Origin of the sequence: Aurantiacibacter zhengii (assembly GCF_003584125.1) — a bacterium.
Taxonomy (GTDB): Bacteria; Pseudomonadota; Alphaproteobacteria; order Sphingomonadales; family Sphingomonadaceae; genus Alteraurantiacibacter; species Alteraurantiacibacter zhengii.
Map to the genome: position 1 here is coordinate 185,055 of NZ_QXFL01000001.1, position 16,148 is coordinate 201,202.

Consider the following 16,148-nt stretch of genomic DNA (forward strand, 5'->3'; position numbering starts at 1 on the left):
TATGAACAAACCGAAAAACACGAAGAAATTTGAAGGCCTGCCCAGCAAGGACCAGGTCATGGAATTCATCCGCGGTTCCGACACGCGTGTCGGCAAGCGCGAGATCGCCAAGCATTTCCGTCTGAAAGGGCAGGAAAAGATCGCCCTCAAGTCGCTGTTGAAAGACATGGCCGAGGAAGGCCTGATCGACTCCAGCAAGAGCGCTTTTCACAAGATGGGCGGCGTGCCGCGCGTCACAGTGCTGAAGATTGTCGAGATCGACGATGGCGAACCCATCGCCGTGCCCGAAAGCTGGAACCCCGACGATGGCAGCGCCCCGCCGCGCCTGCGGGTGATCGAGAAAAAGAAGCAGGCCGCGCTGCGCACCGGCGATCGCATCCTGGCCCGTACCGAAGAAAAGGGCAGCGGCTGGCTGGCGCATCCGATGAAGAAGCTGGCCGTGGCCGAAGACCAGATGCTGGGCGTGATCGAGATCGATGGCGGCGGCAAGGCATGGCTCGCTCCGGTCGACAAGCGCATCCGAAATTCGTCCCCTGTCTCCGATCTTGGCAATGCCGAGAAGGGTCAGCTGGTGGTTGCCGAACCGGTGGGGCGTGGGCGGAATTCCTCGGTAAAGGTCACCGAAGTATTGGGCGACCCGCTGGCGCCGAAGAGCTTCAGCCTCATTGCCATCCACAAGTACGGCATCCCCAACCGCTTCCCGCAGGAAGTGCTGGACGAGGCTGAGATAGCGGCAAAGCTGCCGCTCAGCGAAGACCACCGCGAAGACCTTCGCCACCTGCCGATCATTGCCATCGATCCCGCCGATGCGCGCGACCACGATGACGCGATCTGGGCCGAAAGCGATGGCGAGGGCGGCTTCCGCGCGCTGGTCGCCATTGCCGACGTGTCGTTCTACGTGCGGCCCGGCTCCAACATCGACAAGGAAGCGCGCAGGCGCGGCAATTCGGTATACTTCCCCGACCGCGTGGTTCCCATGCTACCCGAGGTGTTGTCCGCCGATGTCTGCTCACTGGGCGAGGGTAGGGACCGCGCCGCGATGGCCTGCCACCTGACGATCGACGCCGAGGGCCGCGTAACCGACTGGCGCTTCACCCGCGCCTTGGTCCGCATCGAGCAGGTGATCGCTTACGAGGACGCGCAGGCACAAATCGACGAAGGCAATGCCACCGGCCCGATCAACGCGCTGTGGGCTTGCTGGAAAGCGCTCAACTCCGCCCGCGACGACCGCGATCCGCTGGACCTAGATCTACCCGAACGCCGCGTGGAACTGGGAGAGGATGGCAAGATCAAGGGTATCAAGGTCCGCGAACGGCTGGATGCTCACCGGGTTGTCGAAGACTTCATGATCGCGGCCAATGTCGCAGCGGCCAAGGCGCTGGAAAGCAAGGCCAGTCCGGTAGTCTATCGTATCCACGAACCGCCCACGCGCGAAAAGCTGATCGCGCTGCGCGAATATTTCGAATCCATCGGCAAGAACCTGGCGCTGGGGCAAGTCATCACGCCCGGCCTGTTCAACCGTATGATCAAAGATGTAGGCGACGATCCTGGCGAGAAGGCGCTCGTGATGGAAGCCGTGCTGCGCAGCCAGACGCAGGCCTATTATGGCCCGCAGAACGCCGGCCACTTCGGCCTCGCACTCGGCAGCTATGCCCACTTCACCTCGCCCATCCGTCGCTATGCCGACCTGCTGGTCCACCGCGCGCTGGTGGACAGTTTCAAGCTGGAGCAGCCCAAGCCGAAGGGGAACACGATCCCCGCACATTCGGGTCTCGCGGAAAAGGATCGGGCGGACCTTGGCAAGATCACCGACGCCATTTCGATCACCGAACGCCGCGCGATGGAAGCGGAACGCGATACCGTGGACCGCTACGTTGCCGCGTGGCTTTCGGCCCGCGTGGGTGAGGTGTTCCAGACCCGCATCACCGGAGTTCAGAAGTTCGGCTTCTTCGCGACCATCGTAGGCATGGGCGGGGACGGTCTGGTGCCTGTATCGACGCTGGGCCGCGAATATTTCCACTACGACGAGGGAGCGCACAAGCTGACCGGCGAGAACAGCGGCACCACCTACACCGTGGGTGATGTGCTGGATCTGCGGCTGGGCGAGGCTAATCCGCTTACCGGCGCATTGAAGTTCGAGGTTCCCGATGGCGACGGTGGCCAGAAGGTAGAACCGCGCGGAAGGCGTCCCGAGAAGAAATCGGACAAGGGCGGCCCCCGCAAGGGTGGGTCCCGCCAGAACAAGACAGGCAAGGACAAGCAGGGGAAACACGCGGTCGGCAAGCGCGGCAGGCCCGGCAACATCCGTCACCAGGGGCGCGGCAAGAAAAAGAAATAACGGAACGACGCAGGGGGCGCGGTCATTGATCGGGCAAAGGAGACTTTCATGCTCAAGCCCGGTTCTACCGCCCCCGACATCGACCTACCGCTCACCATCGATGCACGCTTCGTACTGTCGGACCAGACCCCCGACGCCTACACCATGCTGGTGTTCTATCGCGGGAAGCACTGCCCGATCTGCAAGCGATACCTGGAAGAACTGGGCGGACGCCTGGAGGATTTCACCAGTCGCGGTATCAACGTCTTCGCCATATCGATGGACAGCGAGGATCGCGCGATGGTGGTCGACAGTGAATGGAAAACCGGCAACCTGCCGCTTGTCCATTCCATGACCGAAGAACAGGCTCGCGAATGGGGCCTCTACATCAGCGAGAAGCGCGAAGGGAGCGAGGAACCGGACGTGTTCAGCGAGCCCGGCCTTTTCCTGCTCAAGCCCGACCGTTCGGTCTATCTCGCGATTACGCAGAACATGCCGATCACACGCCCGTCATTGGACGAGCTGGTCGAGGGCATCGATTTCCTGAGCGACAAGCATTATCCGACGCGCGGAACGAAGTCCTGAACCTTTAGGAAGGTTCTCACACATCAGGATAGCGCGTCGATTTCCTCGTTCGAAAGGCTGCCCGGCACGATGAAAAGTGGGCAGTGCAGCTTGCCGACGTTGGTGGAAAAATGGGTCACCAGCGGGCCCGGCGCGCCTTCTGCAGCCGCGCCCAGCACCAAGGCCGCCACTTCCGTATGCTCTTTCAGGTATTCCGCCACCACCGTCTTGGCATCGCCGATGCGCACGGCGATCTGCGGCATCTTGCCCGATTCAAACATCAGTTCACCCGCAGCCGAATTCGCGAGGACTTCCGCCCGATCGTGCGCCTCCGCCTCGATGGTCGCCTGCACCCCGCCGAAGGCATTGAAGGACTGGCGCGGAACCAGCGCCAGCAGGTGGACAACGCCGCCGGTCCTTGCCGCGCGGCGCGCCGCGAAGCGAAGCGCCGTGCGCGCTTCCTCGGTCTCGTCGACAATGGTGAGATAGACGCGCATTTTTTGTTCTCCCGCTCGCGCGGTATCACGCGAAAGCGCGATTTCCGCAAGATGCCTTGCCCCGCGCGGCCAAATTGGCCAGAGAGCAGGCAAGCAAACCAACGAATTGACGGAGCCTGTCGCCCCTATGCCGATTGCCATCCAGATGCCCGCCCTTTCGCCGACCATGGAGGAAGGCACGCTTGCCAAATGGCTCGTGAAAGTGGGTGACAAGGTCTCCTCTGGCGACATCATGGCCGAGATCGAGACCGACAAGGCCACGATGGAATTCGAAGCGGTGGACGAGGGTACCATCGCCCATATCCAGGTTGAGGAAGGCACCGAGGGTGTGAAGGTCGGCACCGTCATCGCTACCCTGGCAGAGGAAGGCGAGGATGTGGGCGAGGTCGAGCCGGTGGATGGCGGCAGCGCTGCCCCCGCTCCAGCGGCGAAGGAAGAAAAACCCGCACCGGAAGCGCCCGCCGAGCCGGCCAAGGCCAAACCTCGCGAAAATGCCGAGCCCGCCCGCGCTCCGGTGAGCGACGATGTCGAAGCCGGGCCAGCACCCACAAAGGATGGCGAGCGCATTCTTGCCTCCCCGCTCGCGCGCAGGATTGCCGAGCAGAAGGGCCTCGACCTGACAACCATTAAGGGCTCCGGCCCGAACGGCCGTATCGTGAAGGCTGACGTGGAAAATGCGAAGCCGGAGGCAGCCGCGCCCGCGTCCACCGCGACAGAGAAGGAAATGGCTCCGGCTGTCGAGCAGAAGCCAGCCAAGGCGCAGGATTACGGCATCCCGCACGAGGTCGAGAAGCTTTCCTCGATGCGTAAGACCATCGCGCGCCGCCTGACCGAGAGCAAGCAGCAAGTCCCGCATATCTACCTGACAGTGGACATCCGCCTCGATGCGTTGCTGAAACTGCGCGGCGAGCTGAACAAGGCGCTGGAGCCGCAGGAGATAAAGCTGTCGGTGAACGACATGCTTATCAAGGCGCTGGCGAAATCACTGGAGCAGGTGCCAGCCTGCAACGTGCAGTTCGCTGGCGATACCATGCTGAAATTCAGCCGCGCCGATATCTCCGTCGCCGTGTCGATCCCCAACGGCCTTATCACTCCGATCGTGAAGGATGCAGGGTCCAAGGCGATGAGCAAGATTAGCACCGAAATGAAGGATCTCGCCACACGCGCCAAGGACGGCAAACTGGCACCGGAAGAGTTTCAGGGTGGCACCGCCAGCCTTTCCAACATGGGCATGTTCGGCATCAAGCAGTTCGAAGCCGTCATCAACCCGCCCCAGGCCATGATCATGGCTATCGGCGCGGGTGAAAAGCGGCCCTATGTTATCGACGACAGCCTGCAGGTCGCCACGGTAATGAGCGCCACCGGCAGCTTCGATCACCGCGCGATCGACGGCGCCGATGGCGCGCAGTTGATGAAAGTGTTCAAGGAACTGGTCGAATCGCCACTGGGTCTGGTGGCCTGACCGTTGGCAAGGTTGCACGTATCAGCGATCGTCGTCCTGTGCCTCGGCACCATGCTGGCAGCTTGCAGCGCTGCCGAAGAGGATGTGGTCGACAGCGAACCAACAGAGCCTTCGACCGAAAGCGTTGCAACGGCAGAGCCTTCTCCGCTTCCTCCCGCCGGTGAACCAGTGAGCGCTGCGATCTTCGGGACGTGGAATGCCACGTCCGCCAGGCTCAGCTATCCGCAAGGCGGCGCGCAGGCCTACGGCGATAAGCAGCTATCCGCGCTGGAACAGCTGTCGCTGACGATCGACCGGGGCGCTGCCCGCTGGCAAGGCGCCGCGCTGGAAGGCGATTTGTCTGCATATTCCAGTTTCACCGAAACGTGCGAGCAGCCGGAACCTGACGCAGCGCCGTCGGGCGATGAACTGGTGTTGCTCTGCGAGGGGGGCGAGTCTTTCGGCCCGGGATCAGCCGAGGCGCCCAACATCGAGTTCGACGGCGATGATGCTTTCACCATCCGCTGGTTCGACGGGGTCGAACTGGATATGCGGCGCGCCCGGTGATGGAGCGCAACCCCGCCATGCGCGTCACCGCAATGCCCGCCGATGCCAATGTCTACGGCGACATCTTCGGTGGCTGGCTGATGAGCCTGATGGATTCGGGCGCGGGCCTCGTGGCAGCACGGCGGGCGAAGGGCAGGGCGGTCACCATCGCCATGGACGGGATGGAGTTTCACAAGCCGGTCAAGGTGGGTGACGAAGTTTCTGTCTATGCGGAAATAACCCGGGTTGGCCGCACGAGCATGGCGATAGATACACAGGCATGGCGGCGCGACAGGCACTCGGAGGATGAGGAGCTTGTCACCTCTGCCACCTTCACCTTTGTCGCCGTGGATAACCACGGAAAGCCCCGTGCGGTGGGTGACTGATGTTCGGTCTGTTCGATCAGAGGACCATCGAATACTTCGGTTCGCGGCACGCCGCGCTCGGCCTTGTCCTGTTCTGGCTAGGACTGCCGGCGTTGATCGGCGGCACTTTTCTTTTCTTCGACGTGGATGAGATCCCCCGCGCAGCGAGCGCAGCGGTGGCAATATGGGGTGCCATCGCGCTTTCCCTCGGCATCCCGATGCGGCGCCACGAGCCGCCTGCCGTCCTCTATCGCTTCGCCCAGCTATGGGCCATCGTTCCGTGCGCGCTTGCGACCCTTTCAATCTTTGCCAAGTGGACAAGTTAAATGGCTGAAAACTCATACGATGTTATCGTTCTCGGTTCCGGGCCCGGCGGCTATGTCGCGGCGATCCGCTGCGCGCAGCTGGGCCTCAAGACCGCTATCGTGGAGCGCGAGAACCTGGGTGGTATCTGCCTCAACTGGGGCTGCATCCCGACCAAGGCGCTGCTGCGCTCGGCTGAGATCCTGCACTACGCCCAGCATGCCAAGGACTATGGCCTCAAAATCGCAGGCGAGATCGAGGCCGACCTCGAGGCCGTGGTGAAGCGCAGCCGCGGCGTTGCCAAGCAGCTGAACCAGGGCGTGACGCACCTGATGAAGAAGAACAAGATCACCGTCCACATGGGGGAGGGCACGCTGACCGGCCCGACTTCGCTCACGGTGAAAGGCGAGAAGGGCGAAGAGAAGCTCACCGCCAAGCACGTGATCGTCGCCACCGGTGCGCGTGCGCGCGACCTGCCGTTTGCCAAGGCCGATGGAGAGCGCATCTGGACCTATCGCCACGCCATGACGCCCAAGGAAATGCCGAAGAAGCTGCTGGTCATCGGTAGCGGCGCGATCGGTATCGAGTTCGCCAGCTTCTACAACGATATGGGCGCCGATGTTACCGTGGTCGAGATGCTAGACCGGATCGTGCCGGTGGAAGATGCCGAAGTATCCGCGTTCTTGGAAAAGAGCCTCTCCAAGCAGGGAATGACGATCATGACCGGCGCTGGTGTCGAGGACATCAAGACCGACGGGAAGGGCGTGAAAGCCAAGATCAAGGGCAAGGACGGCAAGGTTGCCGACCACGAGTTCTCGCACTGCATCGTCGCCATTGGCATCATGCCGAATACCGAGAATGTCGGGCTCGACAAGCTGGCAGAAATGGATCGCGGCTTCATCCAGATCGACGACTATGGCCGCACGAAGTCCAAGGGCCTTTGGGCCATCGGTGACTGCACGCCAGGGCCGTGGCTGGCGCACAAGGCGAGCCATGAGGGCGTGACCACGGCAGAGGCCATCGCGCAGGAACTGGGCAACAAGGACGTGCACCCGCACCCGCTCAACCGCGATGCCATTCCCGGTTGTACCTACTGTCACCCGCAAATCGCCTCTGTCGGCCTTACGGAGGCCAAGGCGAAGGAAGCGGGCCACGAGGTGAAAGTCGGCATGTTCCCCTTCATCGGCAACGGCAAGGCCATCGCGCTCGGAGAAGCGGAGGGGTTCACCAAGACGGTGTTCGATGCCAAGACCGGCGAGCTTCTGGGCGCGCACATGGTAGGCGCGGAAGTGACCGAAATGATCCAGGGTTACGTCGTGGGCAAGACGCTGGAAACGACCGAGGCCGAACTAATGCAAACGGTATTCCCGCACCCCACGATCTCTGAGTCGATGCACGAAAGCGTGCTGGCGGCCTACGGCCGCGCGATCCATATCTAGGGCGAAAACAGCGACGAACGGTTGGTCGCAAATACCGGAAAACATTCACCTCTTGCGCGTTTTAAGGGCGAGAGGTGAATGTGATGGAATACGAGATTTCTGATCAACCGCAGGAAGGCTGTCGCCCCGAACGCGTCGCTATCGACGGGGTGTCCCCCGAACGTCGCGACATGCCGCTGCAAGACGACGAGCAAATGTCCTAGTGCCTCGCTGGCGGACAGGGTGGGATTCGAACCCACGAAGGGCTTGCACCCTTGCCGGTTTTCAAGACCGGTGCATTCAACCGCTCTGCCACCTGTCCGCGCGGAGCAGGCGCTGGCTAACGGCAAGTCGCGCCGTTGTCACCCATCAAAATCGCCAGATGCCCCTGGGGGTGGCTGAGGGTGATAGCGGGCGCGCGCGAGCGGCAATTCGTCGCAAATGGACAAACAGGGATTCACACGGGCAGGTCGGTGGGGTAGGCTGTGTCCCATGCTCCTGAAATCCCTGCGCCACATCGGCGCTTTCGCCGCCATCCTAGCCGCCTCGACCGCTCCCGCCAGGGCGCAGAGCGAGACTTTTGACCAATATCTCGACATCGTGGCCCAGCACGCTCGGGCCGAGGGCGTGCGCCAGTCCACCATCGATGCGGTGTTCACCGGCCTGGAGCCTAACAACAGGGTACTGGCATTGGATCGCGAGAACGTATCTTCCAGCGGGTCTGGCACCAGCACCGGCTTTCCCTCCATGGCCGGCTATCTCGCCCGCCATAATACGGCTTCACGGATCAACGGCGGAGTGCGCAAGCTTTCCGAGGTGCGTTCGCTCGGTAACGAGGTGGAGCGCCAGTATGGCGTCCCGGCCGAAATCGTCGTTTCAATCTGGGGTCATGAGACAGCCTATGGTGCCGTGATGGGCAGTTTCGATCTGCCGCGCTCACTCGCAACGCTGGCGTGGGAAGGTCGTCGCCGCGAACTGTTCGAGCGCGAACTGATCGATGTTCTCAAAATGGTGGACCAGGGCGTACCGCGCTCTCGCCTTGTCGGAAGCTGGGCCGGAGCATTCGGCAACGGGCAGTTCCTCCCAAGCGTCTATCTGCGGCTCGCAAAGGACGGGGATGGTGACGGTGATCGCGATCTGTGGAACTCCGACGCGGACACCATGCATTCGATTGCGAACTATTTCCGCGATGCGGGGTGGCGCACGGGAGAACCGTGGGCCGTACGCGCCTACGTGCCCAATTCGGCCGACCGCAGCGGTCTCGAGAACCGCGTGAATTCCCCGGTTTGTCCGCGTGTGCATGAACGCCACAGTCGCTGGCTGACCGTTCGCGAATGGCGCGAAAGGGGCATTGAGCCCCGCGCTCCCATTAGTGATGACGTGATGGCTGCACTCTTCGAACCGGACGGTCCGGCAGAACCTGGCTACCTCTTAACCCAGAATTATAGGGTTATCCTCGAATATAACTGCTCGAATTACTACGCGATGAGTGTGGGATTGCTTGCAGATGAGATCAGTAGATAACCCCAAGACCCGGTTCCACGCGTGTGCGCTGGTAACCATTTTTGTTGCCGCTGGCCTCGCTGGCTGCGGGGCTTCGTATCAAGAAAACATTGCGCCGGTTTCGGCCCTGCCGGACTATGGTCCGCAGGCGGATTACCCTATCCTGATAGGTGACCCGTACCAGGTGGCAGGCACGACCTACACGCCGGCGGATGTGCTTAATTATGACGAGGTGGGCTACCTCGCATTGGACGCGGATACGATGGGCTATTCCGGTGCCCACCATACGTTGCCCGTACCCAGCTATGTCGAGATTACGTCGCTAGAGACTGGTCGTACCGTTCTCGTCCGCCTCGAGCGGCGCGGTCCGATGACGACGAACCACATTGTCGCGCTTTCTCCCGCTGCCATGGCCCAACTGGGTGGAAACGTGGAAACACCGGTGCGGGTGCGCCGGGTCAACCCGCCGGAGGAGCAACGCGCCATACTTCGCCGCGGCGACGCCGCGCCCTTGCGCATGGATACGCCGTCTTCCCTGGTCACCGTGCTGCAGCGTCGTTTGCCGGAGAGCGGATCGGTGTCTCTTGCAACAAGCGCAGAGACACCGCGCGCGCTGGAAACGGTAGATCTGGCTGCGTCCTCCGCAGTACCCGCAGCGGATACGCCGCCGGTCGAGTTTGCCGAGGCAACACCGGCGCTTCCGGTTGTGGAACCGCTTGAGCCTAAAGAGGAACAACCAGCCAGCCATCCAGCTCCAGAACCTGACGAACAGACCTTGGCCAGCGTCGAGGCAATTCAAGAGGAGGTCGAAGCAGAACCGGCTTCGCCGCCCGCAGAGGTTGCCACTCCTGCGATAGAGCAGGGCTTTGTGGTGCAGGCCGCCGCTTTCTCCAACCCGGACAATGCGCGCCGGGCAGCCAATGTGCTGGGTGGGAATGTCACGCAGTCGGGCGAGTACTACCGCGTCCGTACCGGTCCCTTCGCCACCCGTGGAGAAGCCGAGGCCTCGCTCGCCAACGTGCGGCGGGCGGGCTATAGCGATGCGCGAATCCTGACCAGCGGCTGAGACCTGTTCCTGCCGCGACAAGCGGTGGAGAGCGCGTGCATCGATTGAAGGCTTTGGCGATGGCAACGGCAGCCCTGTGCCTTGCCGCCAGTCCTGCGACTTCGGCCACTATTCCTGCACCGGTGCCTGCGGAAATACCCGTGGCTCTCATGGTGGACGTCACCACCGGGCAGACGCTGTTCTCGCGCGAGGAGGGGCGGCGCTTCATGCCCGCGTCGGTCACCAAGGTGATGACCGCCTACACCGCCTTCAAACTCATCGACGAAGGCGCCCTGCGCCTTGGCATGCGGTTCGAATATTCTCAGGAACTGGAAGATGCATGGTATGCCGAAGGCTCCAACATGTTCCTGCGCGCTGGCGACCAGCCCACCATCGGTCAACTGCTGCTGGGCATAACCACGGTTTCCGGCAACGATGCGAGCGTGGCTCTGGCCGTGGCTGCCACGGGATCGCAGGATAGCTGGCTGGCACTGATGAATGCGAATGCAGCCGAGCTGGGAATGCGCGATACGCATTTCGGATCTCCCAACGGCTATCCCGATGGCGGGCAGACCTATACGTCCGCGCGCGACCTGGCCCGATTGGGAGAAGCCATGGTCAAGCGGTATCCCGATCTCTATGCCCGCTATTTCGGCCACCGTTCGCTGCGCTGGGGCGATATCGCCCAGGCCAACCATGACCCCGTCACGGGGCGTGTGAAGGGGGCGGACGGTATGAAGACCGGCTATACGCGTGAGGCCGGTTACACCTTTCTTGGCTCGGCACAGCGTCGCGGTCGGCGGCTGGTGATGGTGCTGGCCGGATCGCCCGAAAGCAGGTTGCGCGATCAAACCGCGCGCGACTTCCTTGAATGGGGCTTCGACGCTTTCGATACGGAAGTCGTTCTGGCCGCGCAAACAGAGGTGGGGCAGGCGCGGGTGCAGGACGGTACCAGTGCCAGCGTCCCCTTGCGCACACCCGAGGCGGTTCTCGCTGCAATCCCGCGCGGGGCGGACGCTGCAAGCTGGTCGATGGAAGTTGTCTATCGCGGACCGATCCAGGCCCCGATTGCTGCCGGAGACCGCATTGCCCGCTTGCGCCTTAGCGTGAATGGCGAGCAGGTTCTGGAAGCGCCGCTGGAGGCCGCGCAATCCGTCGGCCAGGCAAACGCTGCCCAGCGGGTCTTCAACGCCTGGAGGAAATGGCTGGCATGACGAGTGGACGGTTCATCACCTTCGAGGGCGGCGAAGGCGTGGGCAAGTCCACGCAGGCGCACCTACTTGTCGATGCCCTGCGCGGGCGCGGCCTGGAGGTCGTGCAGACGCGCGAACCGGGAGGCACCCCCGGTGCAGAAGCTATTCGCGACCTGCTGCTGGACAAGCGTTTCGCCTGGGACACCCGCGCCGAGGCCCTGCTGTTTGCCGCTGCCCGATCCGATCACGTATCGCACCTCATCGGACCCGCGCTCGACCGTGGCGAGTGGGTGGTATGCGACCGGTTTATCGATTCCTCGCGGGCCTATCAGGCCGGGGGAGGAGAGTGGTCGGACGATGCCGTGCTCTCGCTCCATACGCTGGGCTCTCATGCCCTGATGCCCGACATCACCTTCCTGCTTCAGGCACCGACGGACGAGATCGCCCAGCGCTTGCACGAACGCGACGGTAACGATGCTGACCGTATCGGTGGCAAGCCCGCCGCCTACCATGCGCGGGTGGCCGAACATTTCCGCCAGCTTGCAGTCACGGATCCCGAACGGTTCGTGCTGATCGATGCCAGCGGCACTCCTGCCGATGTACACCTGCGCGTGATGCGCGCCATGGCGCCCTCCATCGGGGAAGGCGGTTGACCTATATCGGGCATGAGCAAGCGTGGGATGCGTGGCACCGCGCGCTCTCCGGCGCGCGCATGCATCACGGCTGGATTCTTTCAGGTCGCAAGGGGGTGGGCAAGTCCGCATTCGCCATGGCCGCCGCGCGTGAACTGGTGGCGGAAGACGGGATACCGCAGCCACCGGGCGAACATCCCGATATCCGCTATCTCAGCCATCCCCCGCGAAACGATACCGAGGCGAAAAAGCGGGACGAAGGCAAGCCTTATGAACTCGCGCGCAATATCAAGGTGGACCAAATCCGCGAATTGCAGCGCCGACTGAATACCCGGCCCACGCTGGGCAGCCGCCGCGCTGTCATCATCGATCCGGCTGACGACATGGAAACGAGCGCGGCCAACGCATTGCTGAAGAGCCTGGAGGAGCCGCCGGCGGGCACTTATTTCCTGCTTATCGCCCACCGCATCGGGCGATTGCTGCCTACCATCCGCTCGCGCTGCCGGGTGCTGAACTTCCCCCGCGTGTCCGATCTCGACATGGACGCGGTGCTCGCGCGGGAGAGCCCGCAGGCAAGCAGCGAAGAGCGCACCGCGGCCATCGCCGCTGCCAGCGGTTCGCCGGGCGCGGCAATCGATTTCGTCGAACTCGACCTCGGCAAGATTCACACGCTGATGCAGCAGGTGGTCGAACGGGGCGATCCGGACTTCGTCCTGCGTGGCCGCCTGGCGGGTGCCATGGGGCAGCGGCCAAGCCGCGAGAAGCAGCTCGCCGCCATCGAACTTGCCCGCGCCGTGGTGGCGGACCAGATGCGCACCATCCCCCATGCGCAGATCCCTGCGATGGTGGAAACCCACAGCGAACTGGTGCGCCTCGCCGGGCAGGCACCGACCTACAATTTCGATCCCGGCCTGCTGGTGATGGAAATCGGCACCTTGCTTGCAGGTCTGGCGGGTTCTAGGACGCCCGCAAATGGCTGAAACCTTCTATCTGACCACCGCGATTCATTATCCCAACGGCAAGCCGCATATCGGCCACGCTTACGAGACGATCGCGGCCGATGTCCTCGCCCGATTCCATCGCCAGATGGGACGCGACGTACGTTTCCAGACCGGCACCGACGAGCACGGCCTGAAAATGGCGCAGAAGGCGCGTGACTTGGGCATGACCCCGCGTGAACTGGCAGATGAAATGTCCGGACATTTCAAGTCATTGTTCGAGACCCTTGATATCTCCTATGATCGCTTCATCCGAACCACGGATGAAGATCACTACCGCGCCAGCCAGGCAATCTGGAAAGCCATGGAAGCCAACGGCGACCTTTACCTTGATCGCTACGAGGGATGGTATTCGGTTCGCGACGAAGCCTACTATGACGAAAGCGAGCTGGAAGAAGGCGAGGGCGGCGAGAAGCTGTCACCGCAAGGCACACCGGTTGAATGGACCGCGGAGGAAACCTGGTTCTTCCGGCTCTCTGCCTACGGTGACAAGCTGCTGGCGCTCTACAACGACAATCCGGACTTCATCAGACCCGAAAGCCGCCGCAACGAAGTGATGCGGTTCGTGGAGGGCGGCCTGCGCGACCTTTCCGTCAGCCGCACCAGTTTCGACTGGGGTGTGCCGGTGCCCGGCAGCGAAGGCCATGTGATGTACGTGTGGGTCGACGCTCTAACCAACTACCTCACCGGCCTCGGCTTTCCCGACGATACCGAAAACATGGCAAGGTTCTGGCCGGCAGATCTCCACCTGGTCGGCAAGGATATAACCCGTTTCCACACGGTGTACTGGCCCGCCTTCCTCATGAGCGCGAACATTGCTCTGCCCAAACAAGTCTACGCGCACGGTTTCCTCCTCAGCCGCGATGGCAAGAAGGAAAGCAAGTCCGCTGGGAACGTCACGGATCCCGCAGCCCTCGTGGAGGCCTATGGGGTGGACGTATTGCGCTATTTCCTGCTGCGCGAGTTTTCCTTCGGTCAGGATGGCAGCTATTCGGCAGAGGCCATTGTAAACAGGGCGAATTCAGAACTGGCCAACAGTTTTGGCAACCTGGCCCAGCGCGTGATGAGTTTCATCGCCAAGAACTGCGACGGCACTGTCGCGGCAGAAGCTCCGGTAGAAGCGGTGGACGAAGCCCTGCGGGCCCGTGTGCGCCAGGCCTGCGCTGTAGAACTTCCCGCACAGTTCGAGCAACTGGCATTCGCCGCCGGGCTGGAGGCATGGATGCAGGCTGTCTATGCCTGCAATGCCTACGTCGACGAGCAGGCCCCTTGGGCCTTGCGCAAGACCGATCCGGAGCGAATGAAGCGCGTGCTCGCCACGCTTTGCGGCTGTATCCGCGATCTCGCCGTCGCTGTTATGCCAGTCATTCCAACAGCTTCGTTAAAGATCCTCGACGCGCTCTCGATCCCCGCCAATGAGCGCGATTATGCCGCGCTCAGCTCAACCGACCCGAGTATGGGGACGATCATCATCGATAGCCCGAAGCCCGTTTTCCCTAGGCTTGATGTGCCCGCGGTGGAGAGCGCCTGATGACGCTCGCCGCCCCGCTGATCGACAGCCATTGCCACCTGAATTACGAAGGGCTCGCCGAACGGCAGGATGAGGTTCTCGCCAATGCCCGTGCGGCAGGCGTGACCGGGTTCCTCAACATTTCCACTCGAGAGCGGGAATGGCGTGATGTCGTCGCCACGGCAGAGCGCGAGAGCGACGTATGGGCGACCGTGGGCATCCACCCGCATGAGGCGGACCAACATGCCGACCTTGGCAGGCAGGTCCTGCGCCGCGCTACCGATCACCCGCGCGTAATCGGCATCGGCGAAAGCGGGCTCGACTACTATTACGACAAGTCCGACCGCGCGGTGCAGCGCGATCTGTTCCGCATGCACATCTATGTGGCCCGCGAAACCGGCCTTCCGCTGGTCATTCACACCCGCGACGCGGAGGACGACACGGCCGATATCCTGACCGAAGAAATGGGGAAGGGGGCCTTTCCCGCGCTGATTCACTGTTTCACCGCCAGCGCCGATTTCGGGCGCAGGGTGCTGGACCTCGGCCTCACGGTTTCGCTTTCGGGTATCGTCACGTTCAAGAACGCCAGGGAATTGCAGGAGTTCGCCAGGGAAATTCCGGAGGATAGACTGTTGGTTGAAACCGACAGCCCGTTCCTGGCACCCGTGCCGCATCGCGGAAAGACCTGTGAACCCGCCTTCGTCCGCCATACGGCTGCATTCGTGGCGGAACTGCGTGGCGAGAATGTCGAAGATCTTGCTGCAACCACGTCGCGCAACTTCTTCAATTTGTTCACGAAAGCAAAGGCCACTTCGTGAAGCTGCTGGTTCTTGGGAGTGGTACGTCCACCGGTGTACCACGCATCGGTAACGACTGGGGCGATTGCGACCCGAACGAGCCGAAGAACCGTCGTAGCCGCGTATCCATCATCGTGGAGAGCAATGAGGGCAAGCGGATCCTCGTGGACACGTCCACCGATCTGCGTCAGCAACTGTTGACGAACAACATAGACAAGCTGGACGGAGTGTTCTGGACCCACGACCACGCGGACCATTGCCACGGCATCGATGATTTGCGCCCCATGCGTTATGGCCGCGGCGGACCGATCGCCGGATTTGCCTCGACCGAATGCTGCCGCCGGCTGCGGAACCGGTTTGGTTACGTTTTCTCCGGCCAGTACGGCTATCACACTATTGTGGAACTCAGTTCGCTGGACACACTGCGTATCCACGCGGGGTTCGGCGTAGAGAGCGTGGAGATGCCGCACGGACCGATCACCACCACGGCCTATCGCTTTGAAGCTGACGGTAAATCAATTGGTTACGCAACGGACTTCAGCGAAATTACCAATGACATGATCGACCTGTTCGACGGCGTCGATATTCTCGTTACCGATTGCCTGCGCCGTGAACCGCATCCCACCCATGCGCATCTGGGAATGGCGCTGGAATTTGCTGAACGCTGCGACGCGCGCCGGGCTGTCTTGTCGCATCTCGACAAGAGCATGGATTACGCAACGCTCAGCGCCGAGGTGCCAGACAATGTGCTCGTCGGATACGACGGGATGGAGCTGGTCGCATGAACGAAACGTCGCTCGTTTCCATCCTGGCGCTGCTCGGCTGGCTGGTCCTGGCGATCGGTACGTACCGGTCTCATCAGGTAAACATGTCGAAGACGATACGCATGGCGCTGATCTGGGGATGCATCTTTGCAGGCCTTACGTTCTTTTTCACGCTGGTAATCTGAGGGCACGACCGAAATCAAACCCCGATGAGCCGCCCTCGCATTTAACATAATATATATTATCATCCTTTAG

General features: G+C 62.2%; 17 protein-coding genes and 1 tRNA gene. 16 read left to right on the forward strand and 2 right to left on the reverse strand.

Annotation, left to right across the window (positions count from 1 at the left end; genetic code table 11):
* Position 1: 1 nt before the first annotated feature.
* Positions 2 to 2,338, forward strand: a complete 2,337-nt coding sequence (locus tag D2V07_RS00890) for a ribonuclease R family protein (protein ID WP_233548188.1) — start codon at positions 2 to 4, stop codon at positions 2,336 to 2,338.
* A gap of 48 nt (positions 2,339 to 2,386) precedes the next feature.
* Positions 2,387 to 2,902 (forward strand): peroxiredoxin-like family protein, encoded by a 516-nt coding sequence (locus tag D2V07_RS00895; RefSeq protein ID WP_119584147.1) that lies wholly within the window; start codon positions 2,387 to 2,389, stop codon positions 2,900 to 2,902.
* Positions 2,903 to 2,925: 23 nt separating this feature from the next.
* On the opposite strand, the gene D2V07_RS00900 is transcribed toward D2V07_RS00895, so the two are convergent.
* Positions 2,926 to 3,378, reverse strand: a complete 453-nt coding sequence (locus D2V07_RS00900) for a universal stress protein (RefSeq protein WP_119584148.1) — start codon at positions 3,376 to 3,378, stop codon at positions 2,926 to 2,928.
* Between the two features lie 127 nt (positions 3,379 to 3,505).
* Between D2V07_RS00900 and D2V07_RS00905 the strand changes: the two genes are divergently transcribed.
* The 5 genes from D2V07_RS00905 to lpdA are packed head-to-tail and all read left to right on the forward strand — an operon-like array spanning position 3,506 to position 7,472.
* Positions 3,506 to 4,840, forward strand: coding sequence for a pyruvate dehydrogenase complex dihydrolipoamide acetyltransferase (locus tag D2V07_RS00905; protein ID WP_119584149.1), 1,335 nt, complete (start codon positions 3,506 to 3,508; stop codon positions 4,838 to 4,840).
* A 12-nt stretch (positions 4,841 to 4,852) separates the two neighbouring features.
* Positions 4,853 to 5,386 (forward strand): hypothetical protein, encoded by a 534-nt coding sequence (locus D2V07_RS00910; RefSeq protein ID WP_147366877.1) that lies wholly within the window; start codon positions 4,853 to 4,855, stop codon positions 5,384 to 5,386.
* Positions 5,386 to 5,751 carry an acyl-CoA thioesterase gene (locus D2V07_RS00915; RefSeq protein WP_119584151.1) on the forward strand — a complete coding sequence of 122 codons (366 nt, stop codon included), beginning with the start codon at positions 5,386 to 5,388 and terminating at the stop codon, positions 5,749 to 5,751. The genes D2V07_RS00910 and D2V07_RS00915 overlap by 1 nt, the downstream gene beginning before the upstream one ends.
* The gene (locus D2V07_RS00920) at positions 5,751 to 6,056 is read left to right on the forward strand and encodes a hypothetical protein (protein WP_119584152.1); all 306 of its coding nucleotides are present in this window, start codon (positions 5,751 to 5,753) and stop codon (positions 6,054 to 6,056) included. The genes D2V07_RS00915 and D2V07_RS00920 overlap by 1 nt, the downstream gene beginning before the upstream one ends.
* Positions 6,057 to 7,472, forward strand: a complete 1,416-nt coding sequence (gene lpdA, locus D2V07_RS00925; RefSeq protein WP_119584153.1) for a dihydrolipoyl dehydrogenase — start codon at positions 6,057 to 6,059, stop codon at positions 7,470 to 7,472.
* 211 nt (positions 7,473 to 7,683) lie between these two features.
* On the opposite strand, the gene D2V07_RS00930 is transcribed toward lpdA, so the two are convergent.
* A tRNA-Ser gene (locus D2V07_RS00930) sits at positions 7,684 to 7,773 on the reverse strand.
* 170 nt (positions 7,774 to 7,943) lie between these two features.
* Here D2V07_RS00930 and D2V07_RS00935 point away from each other — a divergent pair.
* The 9 genes from D2V07_RS00935 to D2V07_RS18655 are packed head-to-tail and all read left to right on the forward strand — an operon-like array spanning position 7,944 to position 16,078.
* Complete coding sequence (locus tag D2V07_RS00935; RefSeq protein ID WP_119584154.1) at positions 7,944 to 8,975, forward strand: lytic murein transglycosylase; 1,032 nt, start codon at positions 7,944 to 7,946, stop codon at positions 8,973 to 8,975.
* Positions 8,959 to 10,020, forward strand: coding sequence for an SPOR domain-containing protein (locus tag D2V07_RS00940; RefSeq protein ID WP_119584155.1), 1,062 nt, complete (start codon positions 8,959 to 8,961; stop codon positions 10,018 to 10,020). Before D2V07_RS00935 ends, D2V07_RS00940 begins: the two co-directional genes overlap by 17 nt.
* A gap of 59 nt (positions 10,021 to 10,079) precedes the next feature.
* Positions 10,080 to 11,213, forward strand: coding sequence for a D-alanyl-D-alanine carboxypeptidase family protein (locus D2V07_RS00945; RefSeq protein WP_119584156.1), 1,134 nt, complete (start codon positions 10,080 to 10,082; stop codon positions 11,211 to 11,213).
* Entirely contained in the window at positions 11,210 to 11,845 is a 636-nt protein-coding gene (gene tmk / locus D2V07_RS00950) for a dTMP kinase (RefSeq protein ID WP_119584157.1), read from the forward strand. Before D2V07_RS00945 ends, tmk begins: the two co-directional genes overlap by 4 nt.
* Positions 11,842 to 12,804: a DNA polymerase III subunit delta' gene (locus tag D2V07_RS00955; RefSeq protein ID WP_119584158.1), complete on the forward strand. Its 963-nt coding sequence runs from the start codon at positions 11,842 to 11,844 to the stop codon at positions 12,802 to 12,804. The genes tmk and D2V07_RS00955 overlap by 4 nt, the downstream gene beginning before the upstream one ends.
* On the forward strand, positions 12,797 to 14,353 hold the full coding sequence (gene metG, locus D2V07_RS00960) for a methionine--tRNA ligase (RefSeq protein WP_119584159.1): 1,557 nt from the start codon (positions 12,797 to 12,799) through the stop codon (positions 14,351 to 14,353). Before D2V07_RS00955 ends, metG begins: the two co-directional genes overlap by 8 nt.
* Entirely contained in the window at positions 14,353 to 15,150 is a 798-nt protein-coding gene (locus tag D2V07_RS00965; protein WP_119584160.1) for a TatD family hydrolase, read from the forward strand. Before metG ends, D2V07_RS00965 begins: the two co-directional genes overlap by 1 nt.
* Positions 15,147 to 15,914, forward strand: a complete 768-nt coding sequence (locus D2V07_RS00970; RefSeq protein ID WP_119584161.1) for an MBL fold metallo-hydrolase — start codon at positions 15,147 to 15,149, stop codon at positions 15,912 to 15,914. The genes D2V07_RS00965 and D2V07_RS00970 overlap by 4 nt, the downstream gene beginning before the upstream one ends.
* On the forward strand, positions 15,911 to 16,078 hold the full coding sequence (locus D2V07_RS18655) for a hypothetical protein (RefSeq protein WP_199698701.1): 168 nt from the start codon (positions 15,911 to 15,913) through the stop codon (positions 16,076 to 16,078). The genes D2V07_RS00970 and D2V07_RS18655 overlap by 4 nt, the downstream gene beginning before the upstream one ends.
* Positions 16,079 to 16,148: the final 70 nt, after the last annotated feature.